Genomic DNA, 15,950 nt, shown 5'->3' on the forward strand with positions numbered 1-15,950 from the left:
GGAGGGGAAGTCGTGCAGGAAGTGTTGCGGCGCTTGAAGGCGCTGGACCCGGAGAAGCGGGCGGCGGTGTTCGCGCAGCTCGCCGAGCGGGGTGAGGACTTCGGCGTCTACCCGGTGTCGTCCGGGCAGCGCCGGCTGTGGCTGCTCGACCAGCTGCACCCCGGCAGCGCCGTCTACAACGTGCCGTACGCCTTCCGGCTGCGCGGCACCGTGGACGCCGACGCGCTGGGCAAGGCGTTGCTGGAGGTCGGCCGGCGGCACGAGGTGCTGCGGACCGTGTTCCTCGACCTCGACGGCGAACCGCGCCAGGTGATCCTGCCGGAGCCGCAGTTCTCGCTCGTGGTGTCGCATGTGGACGTTGCCGACCGCGACGCGTTCGCGGCCGAGCGTGCCGCCGAGGTGGCGGGGGAGCCGTTCTCGCTGGCGGACGGGCCTTTGCTGCGGGCGGAGCTGGTGGTGTTCGACGCCACCGACGCGCTGCTGCTCGTGTCGATGCACCACATCGTCTGCGACGGGTGGAGCACCCAGCTGCTGTTCGCCGAGTGGGAGGCCGCCTACTCGGCCCGCGACCTCGGACCCGCGCCCGCGCAGTACCTGGACTTCAGCCGCTGGCAGACCGAGTGGCTCGACGGTCCCGAAGGCGCGCGACTGCTGGAGTACTGGACCACGCAGCTCGCCGGGGTGCCGCCGGTGCTGGAGCTGCCGTCGGACCATCCGCGTCCGGCCGTGATGAAGATGCGGGGCGGTGCCGTCGAGTTCGCCTGGCCCGCCGCGTTGAAGGAGCAGCTCGACGCGTTCTGCCTCGCCGAGCGGGTCACGCCGTTCATGGTGCTGCTGACCGCGTGGAACGTGTTGCTGCACCGGTACTCCGGCGCCGACGACGTCGTGGTCGGCACCAACGTGGGCAACCGGCGGGCCGAGATCGAGGACGCCCTCGGCTTCTTCGTCAACACAGTCGCCCTGAGGACCCGCGTGGACGCCGACGTCAGCTTCTTGGGGCTGCTGCACCAGGTCCGCGACACGACGCTGGCCGCGCAGCAGCACCAGGAGCTGCCGTTCGAACGCGTCGTCGAGGCTCTGGCCCCGCCGCGCAGCACCGCGCACCAGCCGGTCGTCCAGACGATCGTCGGCATGGAGGACGGCCAGCACTCGCTCCTGTCGTTGTCGGGCGTCGAGATCTCCCGCGTGCCGGCGCATTCCGGCACCGCGAAGTGGGACCTGGAGCTGGGCGTCACGTCCACCGAGGGCGGGATCACCGGACTGCTGGAGTTCGACAGCGCGTTGTACGAACCCAGCACCGCGCGGCGCCTGCTCGGACACCTGGAGACGCTGCTCGCCTCGGGGCTCGCCGACCCGTCGTGCCCGATCGGCCGCCTGACCATGATCACGGCTGCCGAGCGCGCGCAGCTCCTGCAGGAGTGGAACCCGGTTCCCGCGGCCCGGCTCGACGGCCTGCTGGTGCACGAGCTGGCCGAGGCGTCCGCCGACCGCACCCCCGACGCTGTCGCGCTGGTGTTCGAGGACCAGGAGCTGACCTACCGGGAACTGGACGAGCGCGCCAACCGGCTCGCGCACCTGCTGCGGTCGCGCGGGATCGGCCGGGGCGACTTCGTCGGCATCAGCCTGCCCCGGTCGCTCGACCTCGTGGTGGCGCAACAGGGTGTGCTCAAGTCCGGCGCCGCCTACGTGCCGCTCGACCCGGAGTACCCGGCGGACCGGCTGGCGTACATGGTCGCCGACTCCGGTCTGCGCGTGGTCGTGACGCTGGCGGCGTTCTCCTCGCGTTTCCCCGACGTGGCCACGCTTCCGTTGGACGAGACGGACCTCTCAGGAGTACCCGCGGCCCGTCTGGCGCGGACCGTGGCACCGGACGACCTCGCGTACGTGATCTACACGTCCGGGTCGACCGGCAAGCCCAAGGGCGCCATGCTGCCGCACCGCGGCGTCGTGAACCTCGCGGACGAGCTGGCGCGGATGCTCGGCATCGGGCCTGGCAACAGGATGCTGCAGTTCGCGTCGTTCAGCTTCGACGTGTCCGTCGCGGACATCATGGTGACGCTGCGGTCCGGTGCCACCGTGGTGCTGGCCGCGCAGCACGACCTGCAGCCCGGCCCCGACCTGGCCCGCACGATCAACGACCAGCGCGTCGACGTGGCGTGCCTGCCGCCGACCGTGCTGCGGCTGACCGACCCGGCCTCCGTGCCTGGGCTGCGGACCCTGATGGCGGGTGGCGAGGCCTGCCCGGAGGAGGTCGCGGCCGCGTGGGCGGCGGACCGGCGGTTCCTCAACGTCTACGGGCCCACCGAGGCGTCCATCTGGATCACCGCCGCGGAGTGCGACGGCACCGAGAGCCCGTTGCCGATCGGACGTCCGATCACCGGCAGCACCGCCTACGTGCTGGACGCGCACCAGGAGCCGTTGCCCGTCGGCGTGCCGGGGGAGCTGCACCTCGGTGGCGTGCAGGTGGCGCGCGGGTACCTGCACCGGCCGGAGCTCACGGCCGAGAGGTTCGTGGCCGACCCGTTCGGCGGCGGGCGGCTGTACCGCACCGGTGACCTCGCGCGGTTCCGGCCCGACGGTCAGATCGAGTTCCTGCGCCGGATGGACGACCAGATCAAGCTGCGCGGCTACCGGATCGAGCTGGGCGAGATCCAGACCGCGGTGTGTGCGCACCCGTCGGTGCGCGCGGCGGTCGTGATTGCCCGCGAGGACGTGCCGGGCGACGTGCGGCTGGTCGCCTACGCGGTCGCCGCCGACGGCCGCGAGGTCGACGCCGCCGAGCTGCGGGCCTCGCTGCGGCGCGGGCTGCCCGAGTACATGGTGCCGTCGGCGTTCGTCGCGGTGCCGACGATCCCGCGCAACCCCAACGGGAAGCTCGACCACCGCGCGCTGCCGAAGCCGGAGTCGGTGCGCTCCGAACGGGTCGTGGTGCCCGCGGGCAACCAGACCGAGCGGACGATCTCCGACGTCTGGCGCGAGGTGCTGCGGATGGACCGCGTCGGCGCCGACGACAACTTCTTCGACCTCGGCGGCAACTCGGTGCTGCTGGTCAAGGCGCGCAGCCGGCTGGCGGAGCTGTTCGCGCGGGAGGTGCCGACGGTGACGCTCTTCACCTACCCGACGGTGCGGGCACTTGCCGCCCACTTCGACGGCGGTGGCGTGGTGCAGACGCGGTCTACCGGTGGCAGGAAGGCATTGCTGGCTCGGGGGAGGAAGTCGTGACGGAGTACACCGGACTGGAGATCGCGGTCGTCGGCATGGCCGGCCGCTTCCCTGGATCGTCCACAGTGGACGAGTTCTGGGACAACGTGCTGGCCGGTGAGGCCGGCGTGCGCCGCTTCACCGATGAGGAGCTCGACGCGGCAGGCGTGTCGGTGCAGCGACGCGCGGAGCCCGGTTTCGTGCCGATGGGCGGCGCGCTCGACGGCATCGAGTTCTTCGACGCCAAGCTGTTCGGCTACAGCCCGCGCGACGCGGCCGTGCTGGACCCGCAGCAGCGGGTGTTCCTGGAGTGCGCCTGGCACGCGCTGGAGCACGCCGGCCACCTGGGCGGCGGACGGGAGGTCGGCGTCTACGCCTCGGCGAGCGTCGACACGTACCTGCTGCGGCACCTGTGGGGCAACCCCGCCGTACCGGGCGGCCTGCAGCCGCTCGACCTGTTGCTGGCCAACGACAAGGACACGCTCGCCAGCCGCGTCGCGTACCACCTCGACCTGACCGGTCCCGCGATCACCGTGCAGACGGCGTGCTCGTCGTCGCTGGTGACGATCCACGTGGCGTGCCAGGCGTTGCTGGGCCACGACTGCGACATCGCCCTGGCGGGCGGCGTCTCGATCCGGCCGCCGGTGCACGAGGGCTACCAGCACACCGAGGGCGGCATCCTCGCCGCCGACGGCCGCTGCCTGCCCTTCGACGCTGCGGCCCACGGGGTGGTCGCGGGCAACGGCGTCGCCGCCGTGGTGCTGCGCCGCCTGGAGGACGCCCTCGCCGACGGCGACACGATCCACGCCGTGGTGAAGGGCACCGCCGTGAACAACGACGGCGCGAGCAAGGTCGGCTTCACCGCGCCGAGCGTCACCGGGCAGGCGCGGGTCATCAGGGCCGCGCACGACCTGTCCGAAGTGGACTCCTCCACGATCGGCTACGTCGAGGCGCACGGCACCGCCACCCCGCTGGGCGACCCGATCGAGGTGGCCGCGCTGACGCAGGCGTTCGTCCACCCGCCACAGGCCTGCGCTCTGGGGTCGGTCAAGGCCCTGATCGGCCACCTGGACGCGGCGGCCGGTGTCGCCGGGTTCGTGAAGGCCGCGCTCGCCGTGCGGGAGGGTGTGGTGCCGCCCAGCCCGTACTTCACCGAGCCGAACCCCGAGACGGGGCTCCCGGACAGCCCGTTCTTCGTCAACCGCGAGCCGGCGCCGTGGCCGCTGGACGGCCCGCGCCGGGCCGGGGTCAGCGGGTTCGGCATGGGCGGCACCAACGCGCACGCCGTGCTGGAGGAGCCGCCGTCGCCCGAACCGATGCCGCCGACCCGGTCCCGGCACCTGGTGGTGCTGTCGGCCGCGAGCGAGAAGGCGTTGCAGGAGAGCAGGGAACGGCTGGCCGCGCGGCTCGCGGAGGGTGGCCAGGAGTTGGCGGACGTGTCGTACACGTTGCGGACGGGCCGAAAAGCGTTGCGGCACAGGCTGGCCGCGGTGGTAGGTGCCGAGGTCGTCGATGATCTGTCCGAAGCCTGGACCGGCTCCGGCGACCGGCGCGACGTCGTCTTCCTCTTCCCCGGCCAGGGTTCGCAGTACGCGGGCATGGCCGCCCAGCTCACCGCCGAGGAACCGGTCTTCAAGGCCGCCCTCGACGAGTGCGCCGCGCTCCTCCCGTTCGACCTGCACGAGGTGCTGGCCGACGCGGACCGCCTGACCCGCACCGAGTTCACCCAGCCCGCCCTCTTCGCCGTCGAGTACTCGCTTGCGAAGCTCTGGGAGCACTGGGGTGTGCGGCCGAGCGCGATGCTCGGGCACAGCGTCGGCGAGTACGTGGCCGCGTGCCTGGCCGGGGTGTTCTCGTTGCCGGACGCGCTGGAGCTGGTCACGGCCCGCGGCGCGCTGATGGGCGCGTTGCCCGGCGGCGCCATGCTGTCCGTGCCGCTCGGCGCCGACCAACTGGAGTTGCCGGAGGACGTGTCCCTCGCGGCGAGCAACGCGCCGAACCTCAGCACGGTCGCCGGCACGTTCGAGGCGATCGAGCGCTTCGAGAAGACCGCGGGTGTCGCGTGCCAGCGGCTGCACACCTCGCACGCGTTCCACTCGGCGATGATCGACCCGATGCTCGGTGAGTTCACCGCGCTGGTGAGCCGGATCGAGCTGCGCGCGCCGCGGATTCCCTTCATCTCCAACGTGTCCGGTACCTGGATCACCGCCGAGGAGGCGACTGACCCCGGCTACTGGGCCCGGCACGCCCGTGCGGCCGTGCGGTTCAGCGAGGGGCTGACGACGCTGATCACCGAGCCGGTGACCGTGCTGGAGGTCGGGCCGGGCAACGTCCTCACGACCTTGGCACGCCAGCACGACCTCCGCGGTGGTGCCGCCCTCGGGTCGCTGCGGCACCCGCGCGAGGACAAGCACGACCTCGACACGATGCTGGCCGCGGCGGGCAGGATGTGGATCGCCGGTGTGCCGGTCGACCTCGGCGCGCTCACGGCGGACGAGCGGCGGCGCAGGATTCCGCTGCCGGGTTACCCGTTCGAGCGCGCCCGCCACTGGATCGACCTGCCCGGCACGGCGCCGCGGCCGATCGAGGTCGTCGAGGTGCTGCCGCAGCCGGCCGAGCTCGTGCTGCCCCAGGGCGACCTCGCGGTCGTCACCGGCATCTGGCAGGAGCTGCTCGGCATCGCGCGCATCGGCCCGGATGACGACTACTTCGAGCTCGGCGGGCATTCGTTGCTGGCCACCCAGATCCTCGCGCGGATCACGGCGGAGCTCCAGGTCACTCTCCCGGCGGGCGCGATCTTCGAGGCGCCGACGCCGCGCAGGCTCGCCGCGCGGATCGACGAGCTGCGCGACGACCAACCGGAGCAGGACGACGAGTTCGCCCGGCTGCTCGCCGAGATCCGCGACATGTCACCGGAAGAGCTGCGGGCCGAACTGGACCGCGAGCGGGACGCCCAGGAGATCTCCCAGTCATGACAGACCACCTGACCAGCTCATTGACCGAGGAGCAGAGACAGCTCCTCGCGCTGCGCCTGCGCAACGCCGACCGGTCGCAGCCGGTGTCGTTCACCCAGGAGCAGCTCTGGTTCCTCGACCGCCTCGACCCCGGCAACCCCGCCTACGCCATCCCGTTCGGGCTGGAGCTCATCGGGCCGCTCGACCGCACCGCCCTCGAACTGGCCGTCGGCCGGGTCGTGGACCGGCACTCCGCCCTGCGCACCACGTTCTTCGAGCGCGACGGCGAGCTGCGGCAACGAGTGCGCGACAACGTGTCCATCGCCATCGAGGTCGTGGACCTGTCCGAGAACCCCGAACGGGCCGAGGAAGTCGCACAAGACCATGCCCGGCACACGTTCGACCTGAGCGCGGGACCGCTGGTGGCGTTCCGGCTCGTCGCGCTCGGACCGGAGAAGCACCTGCTGCTCGTGACCGCGCACCACATCGTTTTCGACGCCGCGTCGGCCGAGGTGTTCGGTGCCGACCTCGCCGCGTTCTACGGCGGGGAGGCGCTGCCCGAGCTGACCACGTCGTTCGGCCGGCACGCCGCCGCCGAACGCCGCCGGCTGACCGCCGAGGTGATGGACGAGCACCTCGCGTACTGGCGGGACAGGCTCGCCGACAGCCCGGCGCGTTCCACCGTGCCGTCCGACCTGCCGCGCCCGGCTATTCAGACGCACACCGGCGGCCGGCGGCACTTCGTCGTGCCGCGCGAGCTGACCGAGAAGCTCGCGGCTCGTGCCCAGCAGCTCGGTGTGTCGCTGAACGCCGTGGTGCTCAGCGGTTTCGCGGCGCTGATCGGCCAGGACCGGGTGCTGCTCGGCCTGCCCGTGAGCGGCCGCGGCCGTCCCGGTCTGGAGCACCTGATCGGCTCGCTGGCGAACATGCTGGTGCTGCGCGTGGACCTGGACGGCGACGCCGACGACGTGGTGCGCGGGACGCACCGCGCGATCAGCGAGGCGTACTCCCACCAGGATGCGCCGTACGCACGGGTGGTGGAGGCGGTCGACCCGCCGCGCGACCCGAGCCAGAACCCCTTGTTCCAGGCCATGCTGAGCCTCACCGAGGCCTCGGCTCCCCGCACGGCCGCCGGCGTCGAGTTCCGCCCGTTCGAGGTCGACAACGGCCTGACCGACTTCGACCTGTTCGTCGTGCTGTCCCGGACCAACGGTGAGCTGCGCGGCGTCCTCGGCTACAACGCGGACCTCTACCTCGACGAGACCGTCGGCGAGCTGGGCGAGCAGTTCCTCGCCGTGCTCGCCGACCTGGCGGAGGGCACGCTCCCGCGCCGGGACCGGATCTCGATCGCCGCCACGTTCACCGCCGACCCCGTCCGCGCACCACTGGACGTGCTCAACGGCGTGCTGCGGCTGCCCGTGGACGTGGAACTCGCGCCGTACCAGCAGATCGTCCAGCATCTGCTCCAAGGCGACGACGGCAGGCTGGCCGACGTCGTGCTGCTGCGCTGGGAGGACTGGACGCGGCACGGCGACGCGGTCGAGGCGAACTGGCAGGACCTGGAGACCGCCGTCACGGCCTACCGGCAACGGTCGTCCGCGCCGCTGCACCTCGTCGTCTGCCCGTCCGAGCAGACGTTCGGCCACCTCGACGACCGGCTCGCGGTGCTCGCGGACTCCATCGAGGGCGTGCACGCCACGTGGTTCGCGGACTGGGCCAAGGATCTGCCGGTCAGTGCCACCTTCGACGCGCAGGCCGACAAGCTCGGCCACGTCCCCTACCCGCAGGAGATGTTCGCCGCGCTGGCGATCCTGCTGACCCGCGTGCTGCACCCGGAGGCCGACCGACTGCACCTGCTCGGCACCTCACTGGGCGAGCCGGCCGCACTGGCCGAACGGGCCGCGCCCGCCGTCCGGGCGGTCTCGATCGACACGCCCCCGGTGGCCCCGCGCACGCCGACCGAGGAACGACTCGCCCGCGTCTGGCGCGAGGTGCTCAAGCTCGACGAGGTCGGCGTCACGCACGACTTCTTCGCGCTGGGCGGCCACTCGCTGCTCGCGACACAGCTGCTGTCCAAGGTGTTCGCGGAGTTCGGCGCCGACGTCTCGCTGCACGCGCTGTTCACCCATCCGACCGTCGAGGCGCTGGCCGAACTCGTCGACGAGCCGCACGAGACCGGGCATCCGCTGTCGCCGGTCTCCCGCGACGAACCCCTCGAGCTGTCGGCGATCCAGCGGCGCATGTGGGCCGCGACCCAGCTCGATCCCACCACCACGAGGATGAACACCACGTTCGCGGTGGCGCTGCGCGGCTCGCTCGACGTGCCGGCCTTGCGCGCCGCCGTGGCGAACGTCGTGCGGCGGCACGAAATCCTGCGCACCACGTTCGCCGAGCAGGACGGCCGGCCGGTCATGGTCGTGCACCCGGACATGGACTGCTGGCTGCCCGAGGCGGTCGGCTCGCCCGAGGAGTTCCTCGCCGAGCACACCACCCACGTCTACGACCTGGAGCACGGACCGCTGCTGCGCGTCCGGCTGGTGCGCACGTCCGCGCAGGAGCACCACCTGCTGCTCGGCATGCACCACATCGTCTGCGACAACACGTCGTGGGGAGTGCTGCTCGCCGAGCTGTCCGCCGGCTACCAGGCCGGTGACCTGCCGGACCTGACCGTCCAGTACGCGGACTACGCGGCGTGGCAACAGGTCCTGCTCACCGACGAGGCGCTCGCACCGCACCAGGAGCACTGGCGCACCTACCTCGCCGACGCGCCGTCGCAGCTGGAAGTGCCCGCGGACCGCCCTGAGCGCAACGAGACCCGGCGCACGTCGTCCGTCGTGCCGGACAGGGTGGCGGAGGCGCTGAAGGACCTGGCGCGAGCGGAGGGCAGCACACCGTTCGCCACGCTGCTCGCGGCGTACGCGGTCGTGCTGTACCGCCGCAGCGCGCAGCCGGACGTCGTGCTGAGCGTGCCGCAGCAGGGCAGACCGCGGCCGGAGGTCGAGCACCTCGTCGGCTGCTTCACCGACCTGCTGCCGATCCGCGTGGACCTGGCCGGGCGCCTCACCTTCCGGCAGGTCGTGCAGCGGGTGCACCGCGCGATGGTCGACGGCTACCAGCACGGCGACGTGCCGTTCTCCAGCGTCGCCCACGTGCTGCCGCGCCGGCGGGGCAGGCACCCGGTCTACCAGTGCGCGTTCAACTACGCGGACCTGCCCGACGAGGCGATGAGCTGGCCGGGGCTGGAGCTGGAACCGCTGGAGGTGCCGGTCACGAGCCTCGACTTCGACCTGTTCCTCACGCTCACGACCGAGCACGGCGAGCTGGCCGCGACGCTGGAGTACAGCGCCGACCTGTTCGGCACCGACGGCGCCGGTGAGCTGCTCGACTCGTTCGTCGCGCAACTCACCGAACTGGTCGACGCGCCCGACACGCGCGTCGAGGTCGAATCGTCCACAGTGGATGGCCCGACGATGGGCATCGCGTCGTCACGGCCGCTCGACGGCGTGCTGCCGGTGCTGACCTCGTGGCTCGGCGAGCTGGACCTGCCGCTCACCGTCAGCACGACCGCGGCCGGTCAGGTCCTGCGTCCGCTGCTGGACCCCGCGGCCGGGTTCGGCGGCGGGACGACCGCGCTGGTGCTGCGGTGGGAAGACCTGTTCGACGGTGGCGTCGCCGCGTTCGAGCTCGCGTTCGACCGGCTCTGCACCGCGGTCGAACGCTGGACCCAGCGCACCGGCGGGGAACTGGCCGTCCTGGCCACGTCCGAGCGCGCCGAGAGGCCGTGGCCCGGGGTGTTCGGCCACGCCGCCGACCGCCTCGCCCGCCGGTTCCCGGCCCTGCGCGTCGTCGATCTGCTGACCGCGCAGGGCGACCAGGACGTCGTGCTGGGCACCGAGCTCGCCCGGCTGCTGGGCGAGCTGCCGCAGGAGACGCGGGCGAAGGAGCTGCCGCGGACCGATGACGAACGCGCGCTGGCGGCAGTCTGGCAGGACGTGCTGAAGCTCGCGGAGGTCGGCGTCCACGACGACTTCTTCGAGCTGGGTGGCGATTCGATGACCGCGATCCAGGTGGTGTGGCTCGCGAATCAGGCGGGGATCAAGTTCATGCCTGCCCAGCTGACGGCCAAGCGCACGATCGCGGAACTGCTGCGCGTGCCGATGTCCGAGGAGCAGCAAGCGCTGGCGGCTGTGTGGCGCGAGGTGCTCAAGGTCGGCGAGGTCGGCGCGCACGACGACTTCTTCGAGCTGGGTGGCGACTCCATGACCGCGATCCAGGTGGTGTGGCTCGCGAACCAGGCGGGCATCAGGTTCACACCCGCCCAGCTCACCGCCAAGCGCACGATCGCCGCGCTGCTGGTCGCGGACGCACCGGAGCAGGTCGCAGACCAGGGGCCGGTGGAGGGCGACTTCCCGGCCACCGGGGCGCAGCGCTGGTTCTTCGAGGCGCTCGCGACGTCGATGGTCGCGCCCGCCCACTTCAACCACCCCTACTACCTGCGCCTCCGCGCGCCGGCGACGCCGGATCAGCTGGAGCGGGCCACGAACGCGCTGGTCGCCCACCACGACGGGATGCGCCTCCGGTTCCGCCGTGAAGGCAACGACTGGCACGCCTCGCACGGCCCGGTCGACGGTGCGATGCCGTTCGTGTCGTTCGACGTCACGGACGCCACCGACCGCGAGAAGGCGATCGAGGCCCACCTGAACGAGGTGCACCCGACGCTGGACGTCGCCGAAGGCCCGCTGGCCAAGGTCGTCCACTTCGGACTCGGCGGCCACGAGCCCGACCGCGTGATGCTGATCTGCCACCACCTGGTCACCGACGGCGTCTCGCGCAGCCTGATCCTGGAGGACTTCCAGAACGCGCTGCGCCAGGTCCTCGCCGGCGGTTGCGTCGACCTCGGCCAGAAGACCACGTCGTTCCGGGACTGGGCGCGGAAGATCGACGGGTACGCCCGCGGTCCGTTGCCCCTGCAGGAGCTGGAGTACTGGGAGCGGCAGGCACCCGGCAGCGAGGACATGACACCCGACCTGCCCGGCCGCAACACGTTCGGCGTCATGCAGGACATCCACACGACGATCGACGCCGACACCACCACGCGGCTGCGCGAGCTGGCCAAGGCGCACCACGTCGGAGTCAGCGACCTGCTGGTGTGGGCGTCCGTGCGGATGGCCTCGGACCGGTTCGGCGGTCCGGAGTGGACGATCGCGACCACCGGGCACGGCCGCGAGGCGCTGTTCGACGGCCTCGACCTGTCCCGCACGGTCGGCTGGTTCCAGGTCATGTACCCGGTCCGGCTCACCCTGCCCGACGCGGTCGACACCGCCGCGATCACCTCGCTCGCCGGCCAGCTGAAGCAGGTGCCCGTCAACGGCATCGGCTACGGCCTGCTCCGTTACAACCACCCGGACCCCGCCGTCCGGCAGCGTCTGGAGACGCCGAACCCGCAGCTCACCGTCAACTACGCGGGTGCGTTCGGGTTCACCGACCTCTCCAGCGCGGACGAGCTGTTCGAACTGTGCCAGTCCGAACTCGGTGTCCTGCAGGACAAGGGGACCGAGTGGCCCGGCCGGATCGACGTCGTCGGCTCGCTGGTCGACGGCCGGATCCGCATCGAGATGAACTACGGCACCGAGATGTACCTGCCGGAGACCGCGCGCCGGATGCTCGGCGAAATCGAAGGGCTGCTCCGCCAGCTCGTTGACCAGAACAGGATGAGGTAATGCCCAAGCCTTCGGGATTCGGCGCGTTCACGATCATGTGGGTAGGACAGCTGCTGTCCGCCCTCGGCACCCGCATGACGAACTTCGCGCTCAGCATCTGGGTGTGGCAGCACACCGGCTCGGCCACGTCGATGGCGCTGATGATGTTCTGCGGCTTCGGGTCGACCGTGCTCTTCAGCCCGCTCGCGGGCAGTCTGATCGACCGGCTGAACCGCAAGGTCTCGATCATCATCTCCGAGATCGGGTCGATCGTCGTCACGTTCATCCTGCTCGCGTTGTTCCTCACGGACTCGACGCAGCTGTGGCACCTCTACCTGGTGAACGTGCTGACCGGCGCGTTGCTCGCGATCCAGGGGCCGGCGTTCGGCGCGACCATCGCGCTGATGATGGAGAAGGGCAAGTTCCTCCGCGCCAACGCGATGATGTGGTCGGTCAAGAGCTTCCCGGTGATCTTCGCGCCGGCGTTCGCCGCCACGCTGCTCGGCCTGACCGGCATCAAGCTGATCCTGTTCATCGACGGGCTCACGTACGTCGTCGCGATCATCACCGTGCTCGTGGTGACGATCCCGCCGGTGCCCGGTCAGGACCGGGAGAAGAGCACCTTCTGGCAGGACTGCGTGTTCGGGTTCCGCTACATCGTCGAACGGCCGCCGCTGCTCGCCGTGCAGATCGTCCTGTTCTCCATCAGCCTCCTCGCCGCACTGGCGTGGGCGCTGATCGTGCCGCTGGTCCTCGCCCGCACCCTGGGCGACGAGGGCACGCTCGGCCTGGTGCAGAGCATCGGCGCGGTCGGCGGCGTCCTCGGCGGCACGCTGCTCGCGTTCATGAGGCCGCCGCGCCGCAAGATGCTCGTGGTGCTCGGCGCGATCCTGGTGTTCAGCATCGTCGGCCGCATCCTCTACGGCGTCGGCGACGGCCTGATCGCGTGGGCCGCGGCGATGTTCTTCGTCGAGCTGACCATCCCGTTCATCGACGGTCTCGCGCAGACCATCTGGCAGGAGAAGGTCGACCCGGGGGTGCAGGGCCGCGTCTTCGCCGCCCGCAACTTCTTCGAGAACCTCTCGGTCCCGATCGGCTTCGCGGCCGCCGGACCGCTGGTGGACAAGGTGCTCGAACCGGCGATGCGCGGGGACACGGCGCTCGCCGACACGTTCGGCTGGCTGGTCGGCACCGGACCTGGCTCGGGCATCGGGCTGCTGTTCGTGGTCGTGGGCGTGCTCGGCGCGGGCGTCGGCGTCGTGGGCTTCCTCAACCGCAACGTCCGCGAGGTCGAGACGCTCGTGCCCGACTACGAGCCGGAGCCGGAAGCCAAGCCGCTCGACCGCCAGCCCGCGCTGGCCGACTAGGAGATCGACATGACCCACCGAGTGGTCGTCAACGACGAAGAGCAGTACTCGATCTGGCCCGCTCACAAGGACAACGCGCCCGGCTGGCACGACGCGGGCGTCAGCGGGTCGAAGGACGAGTGCCTGGAGCACATCGGTCGCGTGTGGACGGACATGCGCCCGCTCAGCCTGAGAGGACGGTCATGACCTTCACCGACGTGGTGGCCGGTGCCCTGGACGTCGATCCGGCGCACGTCACCGACGACGCGGGCCAGGACACGCTGTCGAGCTGGACGAGCATGCGCCACATCCAGCTGATCGTGATGCTGGAGGAGGCCTACTCGCTCTCCTTCGACTACGAGGAGATCGCCGGTGTGCGGACGGTCCGGGAGGTCCGGGAAGTGCTGCGCGCCAAGGGAGTGGAGGTCTGATGGACACGCGACTGCGCTGGCAGGAGATCGGCCGGACCGACGTCCGCCCGGTCGTGCGCGTGGGCCTGCTCGCCAGCTACACGATCGACCCGCTGGCGCCGCACCTCGGCGTCGCGCTGCACGACGCCGGCCTCCCGGTCGCGTTCGACACCGCGCCGTACAACCAGATCGTGCGGCAGTGCCTCGACGACGCGTCGGAGATGGCGCGGGTGAGGCCGGACGTGCTGATCGTGGCACCCCGCTTCGAGGAGCTGGGCGACGAGCTGCTGACCGCGGTCGACGCCGCGGTGTCGGCGGCCCGGCGCTGGAGGTCGTTCCTGGTCGTCGTGCTGCCCGCCGTGCCGGAGGACCGGCCGTTCGGGCAACTGGACGACGGGCGGGCCGCGGGGACGGCCGCGACTGCGTACGAGGTCAGGGAGACGATCCGGGCCGAGCTCGCGGGCCGTCCGGACGCCTGGGTGGTCGACGCCGAACGAGCCGTGCGGGCGGTCGGCACCGCCAAGGCGCACCACGCCGCGATGTTCAAGTTCGCGAAGATCCCTTACACCGAGGCGGTGTTCGGCGAGCTGGGAGCGCAACTGGCCGGTGTGCTGCGGGCAGTGCACGGGGTCACCCCGCGACTCGTCGTCGTGGACGAGGACCCCGCGCTGGAGGAGCCGGTGCGGTGGCTGCGCGAGTCCGGCGCCCGGCTCGTGGTGCGGGCTCCGGACGAGGAGATCGCGGACGTGGCGGCGCGGGAGGGCGTGCCGGCCGAGTCGGCGGTGCTGCTGACGCTGGACGGCAAGCCCGACGAGTGGCGCGCCGAGGTGGCGCGGTCCGGTCTGCTGGACCGCATCCCCTCCCCGGACCGCACGGCACGCCGCGTTCGCCACTCCGCCAGGGAGGCCGTTTCGCTGGACGACTTCGTGGCCGGCCTGAACGTCGAGGTCGAGCTGGAGCCCGTCGGTCCCGAGTCCGCGGCCAAGGTCGCGGAGGTGGTCTGCCGGGCCAAGGACTTCACGCTCGGCACCGAGAAGCTCGACCTGACCGAGGACCGCGAGGTGTTCGCGGTCCGCGTGCGCGACAAGTTCGGCCAGTACGGCATCAGCGGCGCGGTCGGCATCACCGGCGGGACCGTCGTGGACGTGTTCTCGCTGTCCTGCGTCGTGCTCGGCAAGGGCGTCGAGGACGTCGTGCTGCGACGGCTGCGCGACGAGCACGGCGACCTCGTGTTCCACCACCGCGCCACCCCGCACAACCAGATCACCGCCGGGTTCCTGACGGACGCCGGAGCGAGAATCGAGGAGATCCCGTGACCGTCCACTTCGGAGTCGTGGCGCTCGGCCACGTGCTCGGCGACCCCGTCGACGTGGCCGCGGCCGCGCCGGACTACACCGACGACGTCGACCGCGTGCTGGGCTGGGGCTTCCGCACCTTCCACCGCGCCGAGGACGGCGTCGGCCTCACCGACCTGGCCGCCGAGGCCGGTGCGAAGGCGCTCGGTGACGCGGGCGTGCAGCCGCACGAGGTCGACCTGGTCGTGCTCGCCATGTCCGACCTGTCCGAGCACCTGTACTGGGACGCGGCGGGCGCCACGCAGGCCAAGATCGGCGCCCACAGGTCGGAGAACGTGCTGCTGACCCAGGCGTGCGGCGGGGGAGTGGCCGCGTTCGACGTCGTCGCCGGCAAGTTCGCCACGCACCCGGACTACCAGACCGCGCTGATCATCGGCGCCAACCGCGTGTGCGAGCCGTACTGGAACCGGATGGAGATCAACACCAGCATCTTCTCCGACGGCGCCGCGGCGGCCGTGGTCAAGCGCGACCACCCGCGCAACCGGTGGCTCAACACCGAGATCATCAGCGACGGCCGGTACGCCGACTTCATGATGATGGACGTCGGCGCGGCGGCTCGGCCGTTCGCCGGCCAGCAGGACGTGGGCGTCAAGAGCCCGCAGAAGCGGCTGGAGGAGTTCTTCGCGGGAGACATCCGCAAGATGTTCGAGTTCGTCTCGACCATCCGCACGAACAACCACGAGGTCGTGCGTCGCTCCTGCAAGCGGGCCGGCATCGAGCCCGCCGACCTGCGCAAGCTGTTGCACCTGCACGACAGCGTGCCCGCCATGACGTTGCTGGCCAAGGACCTCGACCACGGTCCGGAGTGGACGAACACCGAGGTGTCCCAGGCCTACGGGCACGTCGGCTGCGCCGACCAGCTGATGTCGCTGGAGCACTACCTCACGACCGAGGAGCTCATCGAGGGCGACGTCGTGGCACTGACCAGCACGGCCAGCGGCATGCACTGGCTGTGCACGCTGCTGGCGATCTGAGGGGGAGAACT

Annotated in this window: 8 protein-coding genes; all 8 read left to right on the forward strand. The window is 71.4% G+C overall.

Features of this window, described 5'->3' with window-relative positions:
- Positions 1–12 precede the first annotated feature (12 nt).
- Genes JNUCC0626_RS07750 through JNUCC0626_RS07785 form a run of 8 tightly spaced genes read left to right on the forward strand, consistent with a single transcriptional unit; the run spans position 13 to position 15,939 of the window.
- Positions 13–3,222, forward strand: coding sequence for a non-ribosomal peptide synthetase (locus tag JNUCC0626_RS07750; RefSeq protein WP_394618984.1), 3,210 nt, complete (start codon positions 13–15; stop codon positions 3,220–3,222).
- Entirely contained in the window at positions 3,219–6,176 is a 2,958-nt protein-coding gene (locus tag JNUCC0626_RS07755; RefSeq protein WP_394618985.1) for a type I polyketide synthase, read from the forward strand. Before JNUCC0626_RS07750 ends, JNUCC0626_RS07755 begins: the two co-directional genes overlap by 4 nt.
- Positions 6,173–11,875, forward strand: coding sequence for a condensation domain-containing protein (locus tag JNUCC0626_RS07760; RefSeq protein ID WP_394618986.1), 5,703 nt, complete (start codon positions 6,173–6,175; stop codon positions 11,873–11,875). The genes JNUCC0626_RS07755 and JNUCC0626_RS07760 overlap by 4 nt, the downstream gene beginning before the upstream one ends.
- Positions 11,875–13,221, forward strand: a complete 1,347-nt coding sequence (locus tag JNUCC0626_RS07765; protein WP_394618987.1) for an MFS transporter — start codon at positions 11,875–11,877, stop codon at positions 13,219–13,221. Before JNUCC0626_RS07760 ends, JNUCC0626_RS07765 begins: the two co-directional genes overlap by 1 nt.
- 9 nt (positions 13,222–13,230) lie before the next feature.
- Positions 13,231–13,407, forward strand: a complete 177-nt coding sequence (locus tag JNUCC0626_RS07770) for an MbtH family protein (RefSeq protein WP_253325371.1) — start codon at positions 13,231–13,233, stop codon at positions 13,405–13,407.
- Positions 13,404–13,631, forward strand: a complete 228-nt coding sequence (locus tag JNUCC0626_RS07775; protein WP_394618988.1) for an acyl carrier protein — start codon at positions 13,404–13,406, stop codon at positions 13,629–13,631. The genes JNUCC0626_RS07770 and JNUCC0626_RS07775 overlap by 4 nt, the downstream gene beginning before the upstream one ends.
- Positions 13,631–14,926 carry a hypothetical protein gene (locus tag JNUCC0626_RS07780; protein ID WP_394618989.1) on the forward strand — a complete coding sequence of 432 codons (1,296 nt, stop codon included), beginning with the start codon at positions 13,631–13,633 and terminating at the stop codon, positions 14,924–14,926. Before JNUCC0626_RS07775 ends, JNUCC0626_RS07780 begins: the two co-directional genes overlap by 1 nt.
- Entirely contained in the window at positions 14,923–15,939 is a 1,017-nt protein-coding gene (locus JNUCC0626_RS07785; RefSeq protein ID WP_394618990.1) for a 3-oxoacyl-ACP synthase III family protein, read from the forward strand. The genes JNUCC0626_RS07780 and JNUCC0626_RS07785 overlap by 4 nt, the downstream gene beginning before the upstream one ends.
- The last annotated feature ends 11 nt before the right edge of the window (positions 15,940–15,950 follow it).

The sequence above is a fragment of the Lentzea sp. JNUCC 0626 genome, assembly GCF_043632865.1.
Lineage (GTDB): Bacteria > Actinomycetota > Actinomycetes > Mycobacteriales > Pseudonocardiaceae > Lentzea.